Source organism: Streptomyces sp. NPDC000229 (assembly GCF_040300825.1).
Classification (GTDB): domain Bacteria; phylum Actinomycetota; class Actinomycetes; order Streptomycetales; family Streptomycetaceae; genus Streptomyces.
The window spans coordinates 165,776-187,327 of sequence record NZ_JBEPEL010000004.1; the positions used below are offsets into that span (position 1 = coordinate 165,776).

Annotated in this window: 18 protein-coding genes; 9 read left to right on the top strand and 9 right to left on the bottom strand. The window is 71.3% G+C overall.

Annotation, left to right across the window (positions count from 1 at the left end; all coding sequences use genetic code 11):
• Window positions 1-2: 2 nt before the first annotated feature.
• From ABT360_RS04360 to ABT360_RS04375, 4 genes are all read left to right on the top strand, one after another.
• Complete coding sequence (locus tag ABT360_RS04360) at window positions 3-1,415, top strand: family 2B encapsulin nanocompartment shell protein (RefSeq protein WP_351810421.1); 1,413 nt, start codon at window positions 3-5, stop codon at window positions 1,413-1,415.
• A 287-nt stretch (window positions 1,416-1,702) separates the two neighbouring features.
• On the top strand, window positions 1,703-3,061 hold the full coding sequence (locus tag ABT360_RS04365; RefSeq protein WP_351810424.1) for a family 2 encapsulin nanocompartment cargo protein terpene cyclase: 1,359 nt from the start codon (window positions 1,703-1,705) through the stop codon (window positions 3,059-3,061).
• Between the two features lie 13 nt (window positions 3,062-3,074).
• Window positions 3,075-3,959, top strand: coding sequence for a geranyl diphosphate 2-C-methyltransferase (locus tag ABT360_RS04370; protein WP_351810428.1), 885 nt, complete (start codon window positions 3,075-3,077; stop codon window positions 3,957-3,959).
• A gap of 210 nt (window positions 3,960-4,169) precedes the next feature.
• Entirely contained in the window at window positions 4,170-5,648 is a 1,479-nt protein-coding gene (locus ABT360_RS04375) for a glutamate-cysteine ligase family protein (RefSeq protein WP_351810431.1), read from the top strand.
• Window positions 5,649-5,669: 21 nt separating this feature from the next.
• On the opposite strand, the gene ABT360_RS04380 is transcribed toward ABT360_RS04375, so the two are convergent.
• Both ABT360_RS04380 and ABT360_RS04385 read right to left on the bottom strand, forming a co-directional pair.
• Window positions 5,670-5,951 carry a DUF5959 family protein gene (locus ABT360_RS04380; protein ID WP_351810434.1) on the bottom strand — a complete coding sequence of 94 codons (282 nt, stop codon included), beginning with the start codon at window positions 5,949-5,951 and terminating at the stop codon, window positions 5,670-5,672.
• A gap of 52 nt (window positions 5,952-6,003) precedes the next feature.
• The gene (locus ABT360_RS04385) at window positions 6,004-6,525 is read right to left on the bottom strand and encodes a VOC family protein (RefSeq protein ID WP_351810437.1); all 522 of its coding nucleotides are present in this window, start codon (window positions 6,523-6,525) and stop codon (window positions 6,004-6,006) included.
• Window positions 6,526-7,048: 523 nt separating this feature from the next.
• Here ABT360_RS04385 and helR point away from each other — a divergent pair.
• Window positions 7,049-9,217, top strand: a complete 2,169-nt coding sequence (gene helR, locus ABT360_RS04390; protein WP_351810440.1) for an RNA polymerase recycling motor ATPase HelR — start codon at window positions 7,049-7,051, stop codon at window positions 9,215-9,217.
• Between the two features lie 244 nt (window positions 9,218-9,461).
• Window positions 9,462-9,521, top strand: a complete 60-nt coding sequence (locus ABT360_RS35330; RefSeq protein ID WP_444852174.1) for a hypothetical protein — start codon at window positions 9,462-9,464, stop codon at window positions 9,519-9,521.
• A gap of 44 nt (window positions 9,522-9,565) precedes the next feature.
• Here the strand turns inward: ABT360_RS35330 and ABT360_RS04395 are convergent, their stop codons facing one another.
• Genes ABT360_RS04395 through ABT360_RS04420 form a run of 6 tightly spaced genes read right to left on the bottom strand, consistent with a single transcriptional unit; the run spans window position 9,566 to window position 15,614 of the window.
• Entirely contained in the window at window positions 9,566-10,540 is a 975-nt protein-coding gene (locus ABT360_RS04395) for a fumarylacetoacetate hydrolase family protein (protein ID WP_351810443.1), read from the bottom strand.
• A 21-nt stretch (window positions 10,541-10,561) separates the two neighbouring features.
• The gene (locus ABT360_RS04400; RefSeq protein ID WP_351810446.1) at window positions 10,562-11,500 is read right to left on the bottom strand and encodes a VOC family protein; all 939 of its coding nucleotides are present in this window, start codon (window positions 11,498-11,500) and stop codon (window positions 10,562-10,564) included.
• A gap of 13 nt (window positions 11,501-11,513) precedes the next feature.
• A complete protein-coding gene (locus tag ABT360_RS04405; protein ID WP_351810449.1) occupies window positions 11,514-12,512 on the bottom strand; it encodes an amidohydrolase family protein in 999 nt (332 codons plus the stop codon).
• A complete protein-coding gene (locus ABT360_RS04410; protein WP_351810452.1) occupies window positions 12,509-13,639 on the bottom strand; it encodes an FAD-dependent oxidoreductase in 1,131 nt (376 codons plus the stop codon). The genes ABT360_RS04405 and ABT360_RS04410 overlap by 4 nt, the downstream gene beginning before the upstream one ends.
• Window positions 13,640-13,662: 23 nt before the next feature.
• Entirely contained in the window at window positions 13,663-14,625 is a 963-nt protein-coding gene (locus ABT360_RS04415) for a cyclase family protein (RefSeq protein WP_351810455.1), read from the bottom strand.
• The gene (locus ABT360_RS04420; RefSeq protein WP_351810458.1) at window positions 14,622-15,614 is read right to left on the bottom strand and encodes a fumarylacetoacetate hydrolase family protein; all 993 of its coding nucleotides are present in this window, start codon (window positions 15,612-15,614) and stop codon (window positions 14,622-14,624) included. Before ABT360_RS04420 ends, ABT360_RS04415 begins: the two co-directional genes overlap by 4 nt.
• Window positions 15,615-15,746: 132 nt before the next feature.
• Between ABT360_RS04420 and ABT360_RS04425 the strand changes: the two genes are divergently transcribed.
• Together ABT360_RS04425 and ABT360_RS04430 are read left to right on the top strand one after the other, a co-directional pair.
• A complete protein-coding gene (locus ABT360_RS04425; RefSeq protein ID WP_351810461.1) occupies window positions 15,747-16,664 on the top strand; it encodes a LysR family transcriptional regulator in 918 nt (305 codons plus the stop codon).
• Window positions 16,665-16,750: 86 nt separating this feature from the next.
• Window positions 16,751-17,137 carry a VOC family protein gene (locus ABT360_RS04430; protein ID WP_351810464.1) on the top strand — a complete coding sequence of 129 codons (387 nt, stop codon included), beginning with the start codon at window positions 16,751-16,753 and terminating at the stop codon, window positions 17,135-17,137.
• Window positions 17,138-17,205: 68 nt separating this feature from the next.
• On the opposite strand, the gene ABT360_RS04435 is transcribed toward ABT360_RS04430, so the two are convergent.
• Window positions 17,206-20,448 (bottom strand): amidohydrolase family protein, encoded by a 3,243-nt coding sequence (locus tag ABT360_RS04435; protein WP_351810566.1) that lies wholly within the window; start codon window positions 20,446-20,448, stop codon window positions 17,206-17,208.
• Between the two features lie 335 nt (window positions 20,449-20,783).
• Here ABT360_RS04435 and ABT360_RS04440 point away from each other — a divergent pair, with 335 nt between their 5' ends.
• A complete protein-coding gene (locus ABT360_RS04440; RefSeq protein WP_351810467.1) occupies window positions 20,784-21,497 on the top strand; it encodes a ribonuclease H family protein in 714 nt (237 codons plus the stop codon).
• Window positions 21,498-21,552: the final 55 nt, after the last annotated feature.

The window sequence follows — 21,552 nt, forward strand, 5'->3', positions numbered from 1 at the left end:
CGATGACCGTTGAGACCAGCCGGGAAGCGCAGCTGGAGCCGCCTCGGCAGTCCAGCCTGAGCACCGCGGCTGCCCGCAACCTCGCCAGCACAACCAAGTCCGCCCCGCAGATGCAGGAGATCTCCTCTCGCTGGCTGCTGCGGATGCTCCCCTGGGTGGAGACCAAGGGCGGCACCTACCGGGTGAACCGCCGGCTGACCTACACCGTCGGCGACGGGCGCATCGAGTTCGTCCAGGACGGTGCCGGCGTCCGGGTGATCCCCCGCGAGCTCGGCGAACTGGCGCTGCTGCGGGGCTTCGACGACGTGGAGGTCCTGACCGCGATCGCCGGCCGGTGCGTCCAGCGCGACTTCCGGGCCGGAGAGGTGCTGGCCGAGCGCGGTGCCCCGGCCGAGCAGATCCACCTGATCGCCCACGGCCGGATCAACCGGACCTCCGTCGGCAAGTACGACGACGAGGTCACCGTCGCCGTACTCGCCGACGGCGACCGGTTCGGTGAGAACGCCCTGCTGGACACCGACGCCACATGGGACTGCACCGCCACTGCCGAGACCGCCGGCACCCTGCTCACCCTGTCCCGCGCCGACTTCGCCGCCGTACTGTCCTCGGCACCGGGGCTCCAGGACCACATCCAGCGGTTCAGGTCGCTCCCTCAGCAGCGGCAGAACCGTCACGGCGAGGCCGAGATCGCGATGTCGGCGGGCCACACCGGCGAAGTCGAGCTGCCGGGTGCCTTCGTCGACTACGAGCTCAACCCGCGCGAGTACGAACTCTCCGTCGCGCAGACCGTGTTGCGGGTCCACACCAGGGTCGCCGACCTCTACAACGGGCCGATGAACCAGACCGAGGAGCAGCTCAGGCTCACCATCGAGGCGCTGCGTGAGCGCCAGGAACACGAGCTGATCAACAACCGGGAGTTCGGGCTCCTCCACAACGCCGCCTTCAGACAGCGGATCCAGCCCCACTCCGGCCCGCCCACCCCGGACGACATGGACGAGCTGCTCTGCCGCCGCCGCGGCACCAAGCTGTTCCTCGCCCACCCCAGGACGATCGCTGCGATCGGGCGGGAGTGGAACGCCCGCGGGATCTACCCGGATCACGTCGATGTCGGCGGGCAGCACGTCCCGGCCTGGCGCGGGGTCCCGATCCTGCCCTGCAACAAAATCCCCATCAGCAAGGAGAACACCAGCTCGATCCTCGCCATGCGAACCGGCGAGGACAACCAGGGCGTCATCGGCCTGCGCCAGACCGGCCTGCCGGATGAGTACGAGCCGGGCCTCTCGGTGCGCTTCATGGGCATCAGCGAACAGGCGATCGTCTCGTACCTGGTCACGACCTATTACTCCGCCGCCATCCTGGTGCCCGACGCGCTCGGCGTGCTGGAGAACGTGCAGATCGCCCGAAGGCGAGACTAGGTCGTGTCTTTCGGATCTTGCCGGGCTCGCGAGCCCTGGCACGCGCATCTGCTGCGTTGTCGTCGGTCGCCCATGCTCCGCAGTGGCGCCTCCCCGTGCCTTCGGCGGGGGGACCCCCACATCCGCCTTGCATCTGCACGCACCGGACCCCGCTCGCTGATCCGGCCTGATCCAAAAGACACGCCCTAGTGGGCCCGTCCGACGGCCGTCTCGGCCCGGCCCCTCCCGGGCCGGGCGAGCCCGCCCGGCACCCGGGACAGCCCACCCACCTCACCAAGGAGTCACGGATGCCCGATCCTGGGCTTTCCCCTCTGCAGTCGAGCCTGTCTGCCGCAGCGGACCGCTTCGGAACCCACGTCCTCGACCAGGCCCACACCGTCGGCGCCGAGGCCGACGCCCGGCCCGCCCTGCCCTTCCTGCCCGGCCCGCCGCCCGTGCCCATCCCCGCCACAGCGCCCGAGCCCGCAGCCGGGTCCGTACCGGGCGGCGGCCCGAGCGGCGATCCGATCCCTCATCACCTGAGCCACGATGCAACAACCGCGGTGAGGGAACCGAAGCCCGCCCTGGAACGTATCCTGCGCGGCCCCAGTGGTCTGGGCACCGCGGGCCTGCACCTGGTGCGGCGCGAGGAGCCGCCGGCACCTCCGGCACCCGAGGAGCGGGCGCAGGGCAGGCCGATCCCGGGCCTGTACCACCACCCGGTGCCGGAGCCCGATGCGGTGCGGGTGGCCGAGGTCAGCCGCAGGATCAAGGCATGGGCGGTGGACGAGGTCCAGGCGTTCCCCCCGGAGTGGGAGGACCAGTTCGACGGCTTCTCCGTCGGCCGCTACATGGTCGCCTGCCACCCGGACGCTCCCACCATCGACCATCTGATGATCGCCACGCGGCTGATGGTCGCGGAGAACGCGGTCGACGACTGCTACTGCGAAGACCACGGTGGCTCACCGATCGGCCTCGGCAGCCGACTTCTGCTGGCGCACACGGCTCTCGACCCGCTGCACACCACGAAGGAGTACGAGCCGGGATGGGTGGAGTCCCTCCAGTCGGACGCCCCCCGGCGCGCCTACCGCTCCGCCATGGAGTACTTCGTCCAGTTGGCGACCCCCTCCCAGGCCGACCGGTTCCGGCACGACATGGCCCGTCTGCACATGGGGTACCTCGCCGAAGCCGCCTGGGCCGAGACGGATCACGTTCCGGAGGTGTGGGAGTACCTGGCAATGCGTCAGTTCAACAACTTCCGCCCCTGTCCCACCATCACCGACAGCGTCGGAGGGTACGAACTGCCGGCGGACCTGCATGCCCGGCCCGCCATGCAGCGGGTCATCGCGCTCGCCGGAAACGCGACCACCATCGTCAACGACCTGTACTCGTACACCAAGGAACTCGACAGCCCCGGCCGGCACCTGAACCTGCCCGTGGTCATCGCCGAGCGCGAGGACCGCTCCGAACGGGACGCCTACCTGAAGGCCGTCGACGTCCACAACGACCTCATGCACGCCTTCGAAGCCGAAGCGGCCGCCCTGGCCGCCGCCTGCCCCGCCCCGAGCGTGCTGCGCTTCCTGCGGGGAGTGGCCGCGTGGGTCGACGGCAACCACTACTGGCACATGACCAACACCTATCGCTACAGCCTGCCCGATTTCTGGTAAGAAGGATTCATCTGTGACCAGCACCGAGTTCACCACCGCCAACGGCACCTCCGCGTTCATCCCCTCCCCGGCGTCCCCCTACCAGGGTGACATCGCCCGTTACTGGGACCAGGAGGCCAGGCCCGTGAACCTGCGTCTCGGCGATGTCGACGGGCTGTACCACCACCACTACGGCATCGGCGACGTCGACCACGCCGCCCTCGGAAGCCCGGACGACAGCGCGTACGAGAAGAGGCTGATCGCCGAGCTCCACCGCCTGGAGTCGGCACAGGCCCAAGTCCTCCTGGACCACCTCGGCTCCATCGACCGTGACGACACGCTCGTGGACGCCGGCTGCGGCCGGGGCGGCTCCATGGTCATGGCCCACCAGCGCTTCGGATGCACGGTGGAGGGCGTCACCCTGTCGGCCAAGCAGGCCGACTTCGCCAACCAGCGCGCCCGCGAGCTCGGCATCGACGACCATGTCCGCGCCCGCGTGTGCAACATGCTCGCCACCCCCTTCGAGACAGGGCAGGCGGCGGCCTCGTGGAACAACGAGTCCAGCATGTACGTCGACCTGCACGACCTCTTCGCCGAGCACTCCCGCATCCTCGCGGTCGGCGGCCGCTACGTCACCATCACCGGCTGCTGGAACCCGCGCTACGGCCAGCCCTCCAAGTGGGTCTCCCAGATCAACGCCCACTTCGAGTGCAACATCCACTCCCGCCGGGAGTACCTGCGCGCCATGGCCGACAACCGTCTCGTACCGCAGGCCGTCATCGACCTGACTGCCGAGACCCTGCCCTACTGGGAGCTGCGGGCCACTTCTTCCCTGGTGACCGGCATCGAAGAGGCGTTCATCAACTCCTACAAGGACGGCTCCTTCCAGTACGTCCTGATCGCGGCCGACCGCGTCTGACCGACGCGTCGACCGCCGAGGCCGGGCCCGTCACCCGACGGACCCGGCCACCGAGCACGGCCCAGCCGCGTGGTGCTCGGTCACGTTCGGCGTCGGCGCGGCGACAGGCCGAATCCAGGCCCCGTCCACCGAACGCCCTCAGTGGTCCGGCCGCCCGGGGAGTGGCACGCTGAAGGTGGGGTCCGTGCCGAGGAGACTCGGGAGGGCCGGATGGGACGCGACGTCCCGGCACTGGTGTTCACCCGTGATGACCGTCGCCAGTTCCGGAACAAGATGCACACCTGCCTCGACGTGTTCGCGCGGATGCTGCGGGAGTCGCGGTTCGACTTCGAGCGGCCGCAGGTCGGTCTGGAGATCGAACTGAACCTCGTGGACGCCGCCGGCGAGCCCGCCATGCGCAGCACGGACGTCCTGGCGACGATCGCGGATCCCTCGTGGTCGAGCGAGCTCGGCCGGTTCAATCTGGAGATCAACATCGCGCCGCGGCAGCTCACCGCGGGCGGCCCCGACTCCTGGGAGAGGGAGATCCGGGACGCGCTCAACCACGCCGAGGAGAAAGCCGCGGCGATCGGTGTGCATCTGGTCATGATCGGAATTCTGCCGACGCTGGAGCTGAAGGACGTGGGCCTGGCGTCGCTGTCCGAGAATCCGCGGTATCACCTGCTGAACGAGCAGATCTTCTCCGCGCGCGGCGAGGACCTGCTGATCTCGGTGGACGGGGTGGAACGGCTACGGACCTACGCCGACACCATCACGCCGGAGGCGGCGTGCACCAGCACCCAGTTCCACCTCCAGGTCTCGCCGGACGAGTTCGCGTCCTACTGGAACGCTGCGCAGGCCATCGCGGGCGTGCAGGTGGCCCTGGCGGCGAACTCACCGTTCCTGTTCGGCAAGGAGCTGTGGCACGAGACGCGCATTCCGCTGTTCGAGCAGGCCACCGACACCCGGTCCGACGAGATCAAGGTGCAGGGAGTACGGCCCCGGGTGTGGTTCGGTGAGCGGTGGATCACCAGCGTCTTCGATCTCTTCGAGGAGAACGCACGGTACTTTCCGGCGCTGCTGCCGCTGTGCGACGACGAGGACCCGCAGGAGACACTCGACGGCGACGGGACCCCCCAACTGGCCGAACTCACCCTCCACAACGGGACGATCTACCGCTGGAACCGCCCCGTCTATGCCGTCGTCGACGGCGTACCGCATCTTCGGGTGGAGAACCGGGTGCTGCCCGCAGGCCCCACGGTGGCCGACGTGCTGTCGAACGGTGCCTTCTACTACGGGCTGACCCGTGCCCTGGTCGACGAGGACCGTCCCGTCTGGTCACGGATGTCCTTCTCGGCCGCGGAGGACAATCTGCACGCCGCGGCTCGGCACGGGATCGAGGCGCAGTTGTACTGGCCGGGGGTGGGCGAGGTCCCGGCGACCGAGCTGGTACTGCGGCGCCTGCTGCCGCTGGCGCACCGCGGATTGGAGCGGTCGGGCATGGACCGGGCCTGGCGGGAGCCGTTGCTGGGGATCATCGAGCAGCGATGCGTCAGCGGCCGCAACGGCGCGGTGTGGCAGTCGGAGATGTTCCACCACATCCACGACATCGCCCACGCGGACCGGCACCAGGCACTGCGGCGGATGACCCAGCAGTACATCGACTACATGCACATGAACGCTCCGGCGCACACCTGGCCTGTCGACTGACTCCCGTCCCGGGCGCGGGCGTCATCCGGACCGGCTGGTGATCCAGGGCATCCTGTGCGTTCTCCATACCGGGATCGCCTGGGAACACAGGTGCCGCCCGGACGGGAACCTGGCCGACCGCGGCCACGACCACGACAAGTACCGCCGCCCGGTCCGGGACCTCGGCGTGAAACCACTGGACAGGCCCAGTCGTCCGCCCAGGAAGCCACTCTCGATGAGTACCTCAGCGTCGAGCAGGTCGTGCAGCGGCAGCACTCCCGGCATGCGGCGGCCCAGCACTCGTACTCGGAAGCTGTTGTCCATCCGAGAGATGGATCAGATCCACCGCGATTCCCCACTTCTCACCCGTCAACGGTTACGGCCCATCCTGTCGGTTGAGCCCTTCCACCACCACCGAGGCCCCCGGGAAGAAGTCGGCACCCTGGACGTACGCCATCGCCTCGGCCCACTTCGGGTCGCCGAGACGGCGTTCCATCTCCTCCGGGCTGACGTCCTCCACCCGCGTCTGGAGCCACCATAGATTGCCCAGCGGATCGCGTACCCGTCCGACCCGGTCGCCGAAGAAGAGGTGTGTCACCTCGGTCACGGACGTACCGCCGGCCGCGACAGCCCTGCGGTGCGCGGCATCGGCGTCCTCGACGTAGAGGCGCAGAAAGGCGGGCGTCGGCGGCCAGCCCGGCGCCGCGTCGAACGGCATGACAATGGAGTCGCCGATCCGTACCTCTGCGTGCCCGATCCGCCCATCGTCCCCGACGACCCGGGCGATCTCCTCTGCGTCGAACGCCTCCTTCAGGTAGTCGATGAGCCCAGCTGTGTCGCGCGAGATGATCCACGGCGTGACGGTGTGGTAGCCGTCCGGGATCGGTTTTACGGTCATCCGCTGCCCTCCTGAGTGCGTGCTGCTCGTTCCGACACTAGGCGACTTGTAGGACAGGTTTTGACCTAGAAGCCACCGATGGAGACGACGCTCAGCAGGGGGACAGCGGTGGCGTGGGACGTCCTGCCCGAACCTGATCCCGCGCGACACGATCGAAGGGCGACCGCCGAGCGACTCCGTGCCCAGGCCGCCGTGCAGGCGCTCGGTGTGAACGAGGGAGTGCGTCGCCGCTGAGTGGAGAGCGTGCCCGTCGACAGCGGGCGAAGGCGAAGAGGAGTTCCCACTCCTTGCCACTCTCAACGTATAGCGCACCGGGGGGCTTGCGGCAAGGCCCTGGTCGTGCCGCAGAATCGCTGGCCGAGGCCAGGAACCTGTGGAAATGAGTGATTCACGAAATGCGTTCGCTGTTGTCCCTTTATGGGTTGTGCGGTGACGTCGAGTCGGTGGTGATACGCGGCGCCGACACAAGGGTGGGCGTACCGCCGCACACCGCCGACGCGACTTCGGATCGGAGCTGACGGACATGAACCCCCTGACCGCCCGTGCGTTCGGCCTTCCCGACCAGCTCTCACACAAGGCCGACCCGATGCTGATCGCCGGCGACGAGCGGCACTTCGCGGCCATCGAGAAGAGCCTCGAGGAGGCGATCGCCGAACTGTCCGACCGGCTCGATGCCGAGCGCAAGGCACCCGGCGGCATCGGCCGGGAGGCAATGGAGCGGGACGCGGAGATCCACCGGCTGACCGGCCGCGTCCGCGCACTGCGCCGCTTCGGACTGGATCTGTGCCTCGGACACATCGTCGGCGCGGACGACCCCGAGCCCCTCTACATCGGACGACTCGGCCTCACCGACAGCACGGGCCGCCGACTGCTGTTCGACTGGCGCTCTCCCGCGGCTGAGCCGTTCTTCGCGGCGACCCACGCCAACCCGATGGGTCTGGCGAGCCGCCGCCGGTATCGCTGGACGCGCGGCCGGATCAGCGACTACTGGGACGAAGTGTTCACCGCTGACCGGCTCGAGCGGCACGCCGCGCTGGACGACCAGTCCGCCTTCATCGCCGACCTGGGCAGCAACCGGTCGGCCCGGATGCGAGACGTGCTCGCCACCATCCAGGCCGACCAGGACGCCATCATCCGGGCGGGATCCCGCGGCACTCTCGTCGTCGACGGCGGTCCGGGTACGGGGAAGACCGTCGTCGCCCTGCACCGCTCCGCGTACCTCCTCTACTCCGACCCCCGCCTCGGTCACCGCCGGGGCGGCGTGCTGTTCGTCGGTCCGCACCAGCCCTACCTGGCGTACGTCGCCGATGTCCTCCCCAGCCTCGGCGAGGAGGGCGTGCAGACCTGCACCCTGCGGGACCTTGTCGCCGAGGGAGCCGGAGCATCGGTCGAGACCGACCCGGACGTGGCACTCCTGAAGTCGTCCGCGAACATGGTGAAGGCGATCGAGACGGCCGTCAGGTTCTACGAGGAGCCGCCTGCTCGGGGGATGACGGTCACGGTCGACTGGACCGACATCCGGCTGACCGCCGACGACTGGGCCGAGGCGTTCGCAGCACCGGATCCGGGGACGCCGCACAACGAGGCGCGTGAGCTCATCTGGGAGGCGCTCGTCACGATCCTGATGGACAAGTACGACGGGGACGTCTCGCCCGACCTGTTCCGCAGGTCCCTGCGGACCGACAGGGAACTGGTGGACACCCTCAACGCGGCGTGGCCGCTGCTCGAAGCGGCCGACCTCGTCGGAGACCTGTGGTCGGTACCCGCCTACCTGCGGATGTGCGCCCCCTGGCTCAGCCCTGATGAGGTGAAGAACCTGCAGCGCGAGGACGCCCGGGCCTGGACGGTGTCCGACCTGCCGCTTCTCGACGCGGCGCGGCAGCGGCTCGGCGACCCGGAGGCGGCACGTCGGCTGAGCCGGCACAAGACCGCCCTCGCCGCCCAGCGCGAGCGTATGACGCAGGTGGTCGACAACCTGATCGCGGCCGCGGCCGACTCCGGCGCCGACGGTGACGACGGCGAAGGCCTGGTGACGATGTTGCGCGGCCAGGACGCCCGGGTCAGCCTGGTCGACGAGTCCGAACTGCCCACCGCCGACCCGGACCTGCTCGCCGGCCCGTTCGCACACGTCGTCGTGGACGAGGCTCAGGAACTGACCGACGCGGAGTGGCAGATGCTGCTGCTGCGCTGTCCGTCCCGGAGCTTCACCATCGTCGGGGACCGCGCCCAGGCCAGGCACGGGTTCACGGAGTCGTGGCAGGAACGGCTCGAGCGGGTCGGACTCGACCGGATCGACGTGGCTTCCCTGAGCGTCAACTACCGCACGCCGGAAGAGGTCATGGCGGAGGCCGAGCCGGTCATCCGGGCCGTACTCCCGGACGCCAATGTGCCGACCTCCGTCCGCAGCAGCGGCGTCCCCGTCGTACACGGACCCGTTGCGGATCTGGACCCCATTCTCGACGGATGGCTCTCCGCGCATGCCGACGGGATCGCTTGCGTCATCGGTGACCCCACGTTCCGGGAGACGTCCCGCGTGCGGTCGTTGACCCCGGAGCTGTCGAAGGGTCTCGAGTTCGACCTGGTCGTCCTCATCGACCCGGAGGCGTTCGGCGAGGGTGTCGAAGGAGCGGTCGACCGCTATGTCGGGATGACCAGGGCGACCCGGCAACTCGTCATCCTCACCGGCTCCTGACCCCGGCGGTGTCGTCAGTGGCGGGCCGGACCGCGGCCTGCCGCCGACGACGGGGGTGGCCGGGCGGGGGTGCGGCGGTTCCGCTGACCCGCGATCCCGAGCACCCGCTGGAGCCGACCCCGACCGTGGACGATCTGTGCGTGGTCCACCTGGGGACCCCCGTGGACCAGGCGCTGGTGGACCGCCTGGCCGCCGCCGGAGGGACGCGCGTCGCCGCGCACAACCCTACTGGGACGAGTACGGAGTGACGGTCGCCGCCCCGGACGGCTACCGCCTCGTGCTGTGCTCGCGCACCTGGAAGTAGCCGTTTCGGAGCGTCGAACCAGCGGGCGTGTTCGGAAAGGGGCCTCACGGCCGCTCCCGGCGCCGTCGCCGGCCGGTGGGCAGAGGGACGGGTTCGCGACCGGGGACGACGGTGTTGGAGACGGTGCCGATGCCTTCCACGGTGAGGGTGACGGTGTCACCGGGCTTCAGCGGCGGCGGGTCCTGGGCGCCGTGCAGGCCCCACAGTTCGGCGAGGCAGCCGCCGTTGCCGCAGGTGCCGGAACCGAGGACGTCGCCGGGCATGACGTATGTGCCGCGCGAGGCGTAGGCGACCATTTCCTCGAAGGTCCAGCTCATGTGGGAGAGCAGGTCCTCACCCACCACCCGGCCGTTGACCTCGGCGGTGAGGGCCAGGCGCAGGAAACCGTCCGTGTCGCGGCAGGGCTCCAGCTCGTCGGCGGTGACCAGGTACGGGCCGAGAGTGGTGGCGGTGTCCTTGCCCTTGCAGGGACCGAGCCCGACCTTCATCTCCGCGGACTGCAGGTCGCGGGCGGACCAGTCGTTGAACACGGTGTAACCGATGATGTGGTCACGGGCCTGCTCGGGGGTGAGGTCGTGGCCCTCGCGCCCGATCACCGCCGCCACTTCGAGTTCGAAGTCCAGGACGGCGGATCCGGGCGGCACGGGGACGTCGTCGTACGGGCCGAGCATCGCGTGGGGGTTGCCGAAGTAGAACGTGGGGGCCGCGTACCACTGCTCCGGCACGCCCGCGGTGCCCTCGACGGAACGGCGTACGCCTTCGACGTGCTCCTCGAAGGTGACGAAGTCCCGTACCGACGCGGGCCGGAGCGGAGGCAGCAGCCTGACTTGGGAAACATGCGGGCCGGGGGGTGATGCGTCGAGCGAAGCGGTGCCCCGGTCGAGCAGCTCGCGCGGACCGCCGCCGGAGCTCAGCAGCTCGGTGAGCGACCGGGCTCCGGGGACCGGGTGGAGGGTGCCGTCCTCCTCGACGACGGCGACGTGGTGACGGTGCTGGTGTTCGTACGCCGCGAAGCGCATGCGGAACTCTCCTCAGCGGACTCAGACCGGCGGGGCGACGAACACACCGCGGTCGGGGTCGTTGAACGACTCCTTGGCGACGAGTTCGTTCATCGGGTTGGCGGTGCCCCACTGGTCGGTGACTTCGGGCTGGGAGAAGTCGTAGACGTGCGGGTGCCAGGTGTCCTCGTCGAGCAGCTCCAGCTCGGTGGTGTACTCGACGGTGTTGCCGTGCGGGTCGAGGAAGTAGCTGAAGGTGTTGTCACCCGCCATGTGCCGGCCCGGGCCCCAGATCTTCCGGAATCCGGCCCGCGTCACGCGCCCGGTCCCCCGCATGTACTCGTCGATGCCGCGCATCTCGAAGGAGATGTGGTGCAGGGCGGTGTGCGGGCCCTGGGCGATGGCCATGGAGTGGTGCCGGCTGCTGATCCGCATGAAGTGCATGACCTCCCCCATGTGGGGGGAGCTGAGCGTGTCCGACAGGCGGAAGCCGAGGTGGCGTTCGTACCACTCACGGGTCCGGTTCAGGTCGGGGGAGTTGAGCACGACGTGCGACAGGTTGACCGGGATCGACTCCTTCTCCTCGATCCTGCGGTGCTCGCGCACGGCGACATCGGCCGAGACCTCGATGGTGCGTCCGTCGACGTCGAAGAACCGGAAGCCGTAGCCGCCGCCGGGCGTGCCGACCTTCCCCGGCTCGGAGACCAACCGGACACCTCCGGTGAGGAGCCGCTCGGCGAGCGTGTCCACGTCGGCGGCGCTCGCGGCACCGTAGGAGACCAGGTCGAGCCGCTTCTCGTCGGCCTTGCGGAGCCGGACCACGTACTGCTCGGGTGACCCCTCGGCGGCGAGGAAGGAGATACCGGAGTCCTCGGCGACCTTGGTCAGGCCCCAGACACCGGCGTAGAAGTCGAGTTGCTTGTCGTAGTCGGGCACGGCGAGGTCGACGTGCCGCAGGTGGGTGAGCGGACGAGTGCTCATGACGGGTTCCTCCTCAGGAGAGGTCGAGCAGGGCCGCGGCGTTGCCACCGCGTACGGCGTCGAAGTCGGCGTCGGAGAGCCGAGCGGCGCGCAGAGCGCCGAGGGGGTCGTCGGCGCCCATGTCGAACGGGAAGTCGGAGCCGAGCAGCACCCGGTCCGCCCCGGCGGCGCCGATCAGTGACCGCAGCACACGCGGGTCGTGCACCAGCGAGTCGAAGTACAGCCGCCCCAGATAACTGCTGGGCCGGTGGGCGCAGCCGGCGCCCGCGTCGGAACGGGCCGACCAGGCGTGGTCCGAGCGGCCGATGTGGGTGGGCAGGTAGCCACCGCCATGGGCCGCGACGATCTTCAGGCCGGGGTGCCGGTCCAGGACGCCGGAGAAGATCAGGTGCGAGAGCGCGACGGCGTTCTCGGTGGGCTGGCCCACGGTGTTGGAGAGGTACCACTGGTCCAGGCGTTCGTCCAGGGTGCAGCCGAAGGGGTGCAAGAAGAGGATCGCGCCGGTCTCCTCGGCCCGCGCCCACAGCCGCCCGTAGGCGGGGTCGGACAGTTCGCGTCCCGGGCCGTGGCTGGAGATCTCCACGCCCGACAGCCCTTGCTCCAGCGCGTGTTCGAGCGCGCCGACCGCCTGTCCGGGGTGTTGCAGCGGTACGAGGCCGAGGCCGCGCAGCCGGTCGGGCGCGGCGGCGCAGTGGGCCGCGGTGGCCTCGTTGGCGAGCCGGTACACCTTCTCCGCCGTCTCCTCGTCCGCCCAGTAGTGGTAGTGCGAGGGCGAAGGGCTGACCAACTGCACGTCCACGCCCTGGGCGTCCATCACCGCCAGCCGGACGGAGACGTCGGTGAGTTCCGGGGCGCGCTCGGCGACCATGCGGCCGCTGACGGCGAGGGCCTCGGGACCGTTGCGGCGGGCGTCCAGCGCCTTCGCCTCCGCGAGCCCGGGCAGTGCGGCGACCAGCGCCTCGACCTCGGGCAGAAGGACGTGCGCGTGCACGTCCACGGTGGGAAACGTCACGGCAGCTCCCTGAGCATCGTCATGGTGCGCCCCATCAGTCCGGGCACGTCGGCGTCGCGCGCACCGTCGAGCTGCCACCGGCCGATCTGTACGGACGCCTCGACGACCGCCCGCACCCGCGGGACGCGCCGCTCGTAGTACGCCTGGAACAGGTCGTCGCCCCAGGGCCGCCCGCCGGTGAGGAGCTCGGCGAGGACGAGGGAGTCCTCCAGCGACATCGCCGCGCCCTGGGCGATCGTGGGCGGGCAGCAGTGGGCGGCGTCGCCGGCGAGCACCACCCGACCGCGGTGCCAGGAACCCTCGACCAGCAGCCGGTCGAACCAGGTGTAGTTGACCTTCGCCGGATCGGTGATGTGCTCGGTGATCTCCGGCCAGAACCCGCCGTAGGCGGCGGTCAGCCGGCGCATCTCGTCGGCGTACGACTCCGGTGGGATGGAGGCGCGGTCGCGGTTGGCCTCGACGACGTACGCGTACAGCGTGGTGTCGCCGGTGGGGCAGTAGCCGGCGATGTAGGCGGCGCCGCCGTATGCCAGGTCGGTGCGGACCACGCCGGCCGGACGCGGTGCGGCGACGCGCCAGATGGCCATGCCGGTCGGCTCGGGCCGGTCGGCGATACCGATGGCGCCCCGGGTGGCGGAGCCGAGCCCGTCGGCCGCGACGACCAGGTCGTAGCGGCTCTCGGTACCGTCGTCGAACCGCACGGACACGCCGTCGGCGTCCTGCTCGAAGGCCTCCGCCCGGGTGCCCAGCCGTACGGTCGCGCCGCTCGCCCGCACGGCGTCGACGAGGATCCGCTGGAGCCGGGGCCGCTGCATCCCGAGGGTGGCGGGCAGGTCGTCGCCACCGGTGCGCAGGTCGCGGGCGACGTGCAGGACGGTGCCGTCGGGCGCGGTGATCCCGACGGACCCGAAGCCGAAGCCGGACTCCTTCACCCGTGGCCACACGCCGAGTTCGCGCAGCACGCGCAGCGCGTTGCCCTGGAGGGTGATGCCGGATCCGGCGGTGGCGTTCCAGTCGTCCTTGGCCTCGATCAGCTCCACCGCGAGACCGGCCCGCCGCAGCAGGACCGTCACGGTGCTGCCGGCCGCACCACCGCCGATGACGAGGACGGTACGGGATGTGCTCATCAGGAACTCCCTTGCCCCACGTGTCACTTGACGGCGACGGGATTGACGGGCGAGCCGACCGCCCCGGTGATGGGGAGCGGGGCGGCGGTGAGCCAGAAGTCGTACACACCGTCGGCCGCGCAGTCCCCGGCCAGGGCCTCCGGATCCCACATCTCGCCGATGAGCAGGCCGATGTGCGGGATGGCAACCTGGTGCAGCGGCTGGAAGGCGTGCTCGAACTCGTTGGGCCGCACCTCGAACCCCCAGGTGTCGGTGGAGATCGCGGCGATCTCGCTGCCGTGCAGCCATCCGGCGGTGGTGAAGGACAGCCCGGGCGCGGGCCCGCCCGCGTAGTCGCCCCACCCTTCGCGGCGCGCCCGGGCCAGTCGGCCGGTGCGTACGACGACGATGTCGCCGCGGCCGACGGACACCCCGTGCGCCCGGGCGGTCGCGGCCAGGTGCTCCTCGGTGATGGCGAACCCGTCGGGCAGTTCACCGTCCCGTCCCACCACGCGGCCGACGTCCAGCAGCACGCCGCGCCCGGCGACGTACGGTGCCATGTGCTCGATGCCGGTGACGAGGTCACCCTCGGAGGTGACGGTCGTGGCGGCGTCCCGGCCGTTCCACGCCTTGCCGTGGTCGAAGATGTGCCCCAGCCCGTCCCACTGGGTCGAGCACTGCAACGGCATCGCGATCACATCGTCGGCGCCGCCGATCCCGTGCGGGAACCCCTGGGTGCCCAGAGCGGCGTCGGTGCCCGTGTCCAGCATCGTGTGCACCGGATTGGTGCGGCGCCGCCACCCCTTCTGCGGCCCGTCCATGTCGAAGCGCTGCGAGAGGGAGAAGCTGACGCCCCGGCGGACGAGACCGGCGCCCTCACGCCGCTTGGCCTCGTCGAGGAGGTTGAGGGTGCCGAGCACGTCCTCCTCGCCCCAGCGGCCCCAGTTGGAGTACGCCCTGGCGGCCCGGGCTATGGCGCCTTCCGGGTCGCGGCGGTCCGGCATCACGGCGCCTCCGTCACGCACCGGGTGCGCTGGGCGCCCAGGCCGGTGATCGAGCCGTCCATCACGTCGCCGCCCCGCAGCAGCCGCCCCCAGTGCATGCCGTTGCCTGCCGGGCTGCCCGTCAGCACCAGGTCGCCGGGGAGCAGCCGGGCGACCTGGGAGGCGTACGACACCACGCGGGCGACGCCGAAGATCATGTCCTTGGTGGACTCGTCCTGCATCACCTCGCCGTTGAGCTTCAGGGTGACCCGCAGGTCGTCGGGGTCGGCGACCGACTCCGCCGGCACGATCCACGGGCCGAGCGGGGTGAAACCCGGCGCGTTCTTGCTGCGCAGCCAGTCGGTGCCGATCTGCGGCATGTCGCGGCGGAAGACGGCGGCACGGTCGGTCAGGTCGTTGGCGATGGTGTACCCGGCGACGTACGACAAGGCGTCCTCCACGGACACCCGGTGGGCGGGCCTGCCGATCACGGCGGCCAACTCCAGCTCCCAGTCCGGTTGTTCGGCCCACGCGGGGAGGACGACGTCGTCGTACGGGCCGGTGATCGCGCTCGGCAGGCCGATGAACACGTACGGCAGGTCCTCGGCCGCCCGCCGGTCCATGATCTCCGCGGCCTCTGCGCGGCGCACGTCGTCCGGGCGGTCGTCGGAGGGGTCGCGGTGGGCCATGTGCAGGTCGATCACGTGCCGTCGGTAGTTGGCTCCCGACTGGAGGACCTGGCGCGGCTCGACCGGCGCGTGCACCCGGAATCCGGTCGGCGGCCGCCGCTCGCCGTCCCTGCCGGCGGCCACGGCGCGCAGCCGGGGCAGTACGTCCCCCCACCGGTCGAGCAGATCGCGCACGGTCGATCCGGGCGCCTCCAGCGCGACGCGGAGGTCGATCACCCGCTCGTCCGACGTGACCAGGGCGGGGAACGCGGGCCCGTCCGGGGCGGAGAGGGTGGCGAGGGCGAAAGGCCCCGCGAACGGCACGGATGCGGGTGGGGGTTTCACAGAGACGTCCTCCTGGTTGCGGTGCGACCAATCTGGACCCGCCGCCCCTGATCAGGGAAATCGATTCTGTGGATCGTGGAAATCCATGCTGTTTATACTTCCTGTTCAGTCGCCCGCCGTAGGGAAAAATCCGTGAACCTGGCCCGCCTCGACCTCAACCTCGTCGTCGCCCTGCGCGCCCTGCTGGAAGAGCGCAACGTCACCCGCGCCGGGCAGCGCGTGGGCCTCAGCCAGCCGGCCATGAGCGCCGCGCTGGCCCGCCTGCGCCGTCACTTCGACGACGACCTGCTCGCCCGCGTAGGCGGCCACTACGAACTGACCGCCCTCGGACAGGTCCTCCTGGACCGCACCGCCACGACGTGCGACCTGCTGGAACGCCTCTTCAGCAGCCAGGCCGACTTCGACCCCGCCACCGAGAGCCGCGAGTTCACGCTCCTGGCGTCCGACTACGCCGTCGCGGTGTTCGGCACCGAACTGGCCCGCGTCGTGCACCGGGAGGCGCCCGGCATCCGCCTGCGCTTCACCCAGACCCCGCCCACCGTGGCCGACGACACGGCCACGCTCCTGAGCGCCACGGACGGCCTGCTCATGCCGCACGGGGTCATCAGCGGCTTCCCCGCCACCGACCTCTACGACGACCGCTGGGTCCTCCTCGTCGCGGACGACCACCCCGAGGTCCATGAGCACCTCACCCGCGAGGACCTGGCCCGGCTGCCGTGGGTCACCTATCAACGCACCTACGACGCACCCGCCGTACGCCAGCTCGGCATGCTCGGCATCGAGCCGCGCGTCGAGGTCTCCGTCGACAGCTTCCAGCTGCTGCCGCTGATGGTCGCCGGTACCCGACGCGTGGCCCTCGTCCAGGAACGCCTGGCCCGGCGGCTCGCCCCCCTCGTCGCGGTCCGTGTCCTGCGGCCCCCGTACGAGGCGGTGCCCTTGAGGGAGGCCCTGTGGTGGCACCCCGTCCACACCCACGACGCCGCCCACATCTGGCTCAGGGAGACCGCCGTACGGGTCGGGGAGCGACTCGGCGGCGTACCGGCAGCCTGACCGGGCGGCTTCGTGCCATGCCCCTTGACGGGCGCACCACCGACGGCCCGGTACCGTGGCGTTGGTCAAGTGGAGGGGGTGGCCCGGTGCGGGTCAAGGATTTCGATCACGTGGTGCTCAATGTCGAGGACGTCGAGCGGTCGCTGGAGTTCTACTGCGGGCCGCTCGGTCTCGAACCGGTGCGGGTCGAGGAGTGGCGGGCCGGCAAGGTGCCGTTCCCGTCCGTGCGGGTCAGTCCGACGATGATCATCGACTTGCTCAGCCGTCCGCGCGGCGAATCCAATGTGGACCACATCTGCCTGGTCGTGGACCCCCTGGACTGGCAGGAGGTGATCGACTCGGGCACGTTCGACGTGCTGGAGGGGCCGGTCAGCCGCTTCGGCGCGCGCGGCAGCGCCCAGTCGGTCTATGTGAAGGACCCCGACGGCAACACGGTCGAGCTGCGCTGGTACCCGCAGGACGCCGAGAGCTGAGCGTCACCACCCGTGCCGCCCACGACGGGAACCGTGGCGGGCGGCACGGGTGGTGACGCGGCAGCCGGTCAGCCGTGTGCCGGGCCGGCCGAACAGCAGCCGTCCTGCCGCATCACGCGGCCGACGTCCAGCCAGCCCTCCGCGCCCGGCATCGGCCGGTCCACGATCCGGCGGCCGCCCGGCGGGCGGAACGCCGCGACGAGGGCCGACCTCTCATGCGGCACCCCGCCCTTGAGCACCGAGACCGTGCGTACCAGCGAGTCGAAGTCCCTGAACGGGTCCCCGTCCACCACCGTGACGTCCGCGACCTTGCCCACCTCCAGCGTGCCCAGCTGCCGGTCCAGGGCGAAGGCCCGCGCGGGGAGCAGGGTCGCCGTTCTCAGCGCCTCGGCGGGCGACAGACCGCCCAGGTGCAGCGCCCGCAGGTTCAGGTGCAGTGACAGGCCGACCGGGACGATCGGCGCGTCCGTGCCCAGCGCCACCAGCCCCCCGGACGCCAGCACGCGCCGGTACACCCCGACCTCCGTGAGCAGCGTGTCCAGGTGCGCGTCGCTCGGCGGCTGCGCGGCCATCTGCCGTACGAGCGCCGAATCCCATGGCGCCATGACCGACTCGACCCGCTCGTCCTGGACGAGACCAGGATCGGCCCCGACCAGCCACATCGCCGTGAACGGTGTGGCGATCAGGGTGAATCCCGCACCGGGAGCCGTGTAGAGCTCCCGCACGTCCTGGTACGCCCGGCCGGCGGCGGTCACCGCGTGCCCGGACTCGCCCCGCTGGGTCGCCTGCAGATGGCTCGTCATGTCCTGCCCCGTCTGCAGGCCCGGCGAGCAGAAGTGACTGCCCACGCGGACCCCGAGCCGCTCGTGCGCGAACCGCGCGGCCTCCTCCATCACCCAGCCCGGCGCCCTGACGTACGTCTTGACCACGTCCCAGTCGAGCGCCGCCCCCCGCTCCAGCGACCTGCGCAGCCCCTCGCACGTGAGGTGGGCCCTGCCCATGCTGTAGGCGACCCGGGAGCCGTCCAGGAGCTCGCCGCAGCTGAGCAGCCGCGGGCCCGCCAGCTGCCCGGCGTCGACCGCCTCCCGGATGCGGGCCTGCTCGTGGGCGAACCCACCGAGCGAGACGGCGGTCGTGATGCCGTACGCCAGTTGGCAGGCCGTCTGCCGGCCGCCGTAGGTGTATTGCCAGGGGTGGGTGTGCGCGTCCCACAGCCCGGGAAGCACCGTCCGGCCCGAGGCGTCGACCCGCCGCGTCGCGGGCCGGGCGCGGTCCGGCCGGTGCGGCTCCACCGCCGCGACGCGCCCGCCGCGTACGACGACGTCGACGTCCTCCCGGACCGACGCGTCGTCGCCGGTCCCGTCCCAGAAACGGCCGGCGTGTACGACGGTGTCGGCGGGTTCGGGCCGCCGGTAGTCCAGCGGTACGCGCACGGTGCGTGGACCGCCTCCGTCGACACCGGTCAGCCGCAGCCGGGCACCCGACAGGTACAGCAGCGTGCGGGAGTCGCCGGACCAGGAAGGGTGGTCGGCCGGTTCGGTGGAGAGCGTGCGCAGGGGGCCCGCCGGCCTGCCGTCCGCCGTCACCGGCAGCAGGCACAGGGCCGATTCCACGATCACCGCCATCCAGCGGCCGTCGGGCGACCACACGGGCCCGGAACCGTAGCGGTCGGAGATCGAGGTGTGCGGGGCGACGGCGTGCAGCCGGGCCGCGCCGGTCGCGGCGTCCACGACCCGGATGAGGTTGTAGCCCTCGCGGAACCGCTGGTTGAGCCGGTTCCGGTCGCACAAAGCGAGGTACCGCCCGTCCGGTGACCAGCTGGGCCGTCCCGGCAGGCCGCCGCCGCCCAGCGGGGCCGCGAGCACCCGCTCGGTGTCCGTGGACAGGTCCTTGACGACGAGGCGGCCGGTCAGGTCCAGACACGCGAGCCGGCCGCCGTCGGGGGAGAGGGCCGGATGGACCCGCCCGCCGGTCGCCAGCGCCGTGCGCGTACCCGTGGCGAGGGTGTGGCGGTACACCCCGAGCAGGCCGTCGCTGTCATCGGCGTACACCAGCGACTCCCCGTCGGGCGCCCACACCGGCCCCAGGAGGTAGCGCGTCGTGCCCGCGCGCACCAGCCGGCGCGGCGGACGGCCGCTCGACGTGTCGGCCAGCCACAGCGAGTTCAGCGCGGCGAAGGCCAGTCGGCGCCCGTCGGGTGCCAGTGCCGGCAGGTGGACGCCCCGCACCGGACGGGTGCGACCGCCGTCGAAGTCGTGCCGCTTGGTCCGGTAGCGCGGGCGGCGCACCGGCACGGTCGCCTCGAAGGGGATGGGCTCCAGGGCGTGGGGCGCCTCCGGGCGTACGAAGGTGAACCGGCCGTCGACGGTGAGCAGCAGCTCGCCACCGGCGGTCCAGCGCGGTGGCACGGCGGCGACGTCCCCGGTCACGGCCACCGGCTCGCCGTCCACGACGAGCGTGCACCCGCCGTGGGGCGCAGTCGTGACCCGCAGGTACGCGAGCCGCTTCCCGTCCGGGGACAGGGCGGGGGTCATCACCTGGGCGGCGGTGGATTCGGTGTGCACGACGCGCACCGGCCCATTGCCGTCCGCCGGTACGGAGACGACGGTCCGCGCTTCGAGAGCCGCACCCGAGGGGGCGGTCGTCAGGGCCGCCCGTACGAACAGGATCCGCTCACCGTCCGGCGACCACGTGGGGTCGAAGTCCTCCCAGTGGCCGTCCTGCAAGGGCCCCGCCTGTCCCGGCAGCCCACTGACCGCCGTGAGCGCGCCGGTGCGCAGATCGAGCACCTGGATGCGGTACGGGGCACCGGCGACGGGGTCGCCGCCGCGTTCGGAGGCGAACGCGATCCGCCTGCCGTCCGGCGACCAGGCGGGGCCCCGGTCGTCCCAGGGCCCATCGGTGCGCCGGCGGACGTCCGAGCCGTCGGGCCGCATGGTCCACACATGGAACCCTCCGCCCTGGTACGCGCAGAAGGCGACCAGGGACCCGTCCGGCGAGTGGACCGGGCGGCTGGGTTCCAGTTCGGCCGGGGTCAGCGCGACAGCGGTGCCGCCCGTGCGCGGCAACGACCAGATGACGTGCTGGACTTCGGCGATCAGCCGGTCGCCCGAAGGGGCGATGTCCGCCGCCCCGTTCGTGGCCGCGGTGTAGCGCAGGGAGACGACCTGGTCCCGTGCCGCCACGGCCGCGGCCGTGGCCGGGGAGACCAGCACGGCTCCCGCGGCGGACCCGGCGCCGGCGAGGAACCGGCGGCGTGAGAGCGCCGGTGGGGGCACCGGCGTGGGGGCCGGCGGGTCGGCGGACGCCAACGCCCCTCGGGTGTCCGGTACATCCGTCCCTGCCGTCACCGCCGGAGCATCCGGAGCATCCAGGGCATTCGGGTTGTCCCGGGTATCCAGAACATCTGGTGCATCCGGTAATTCCGGCGCGGCGGGCACGTCTGACCCGTCCGTGGTCGTCCCGGTCTCCGCCCGGCCCATCCCTCTGGAGTTCAACAGTCCTCCCGCTCAAGGAAGTCGGTTCCGCCCGGTCGTGGCTGCCCGGAGTACCGAAGCCGACACGGGGCATGATTCCGCACCGGAGGGGTCGGGAGGCGCAGACACCACGTCCCGGTCCTCACGCAGGCGTAAGGCATGATCGGGGGATGTCCGATCGCATCATCGCCGCCTGTGACGGGGCGGCCAAGGGAAATCCCGGCCCGGCCGGCTGGGCGTGGGTCATCGCCGACGCGGAAGGCCGCCCAGAGCGCTGGGAGTCCGGACCTCTGGGCCGTGCCACCAACAACGTGGGCGAACTCACCGCCCTGCTCCGGCTGTTGGAGGCGGTCGCCCCCGGGACCTCCTTGGAGGTGCGCATGGACTCCCAGTACGCCATGAAGGCCGTGACGCAGTGGCTGCCGAACTGGAAGCGCAACGGCTGGAAGACGGCGGCCGGCAAGCCCGTCGCCAACCAGGAGCTCGTACAGGGCATCGACGCCCTGCTGGCGGCCCGGGACGTCGAGTTCCGGTACGTGCCCGCCCACCGCGTGGGGGGCGACCCCCTGAACGCGATCGCCGACCAGGCCGCGAGCGACGCCGCGGCCACCCAGCAGGCCGCCGGCACCGCGCTCGGTGACACCCGGTTGCCGGTACCCGCGCCGGACCGCAGCGCCCCGGCCCGTACGAAATCCGGCGCCACCGCCAGGAAGCGGCCGGCCCGAGCCACGTCGGGCACCGCGTCGCGCACCATCAAGGCGAAGTTCCGCGGCACCTGTCCTTGCGGCCGGCCGTACGCCGCCGGTGACCCGATCGCCAAGCTCGGGTCACGCTGGGGTCACCCCGGCTGCGGAGCCGTGGGCGTCGACGGCGCCCCGGTCTGACCACCTCGTCGACCGGGACGGCCGCCCCACTCCCCGGCGGCTGAGCCGTAGTCCG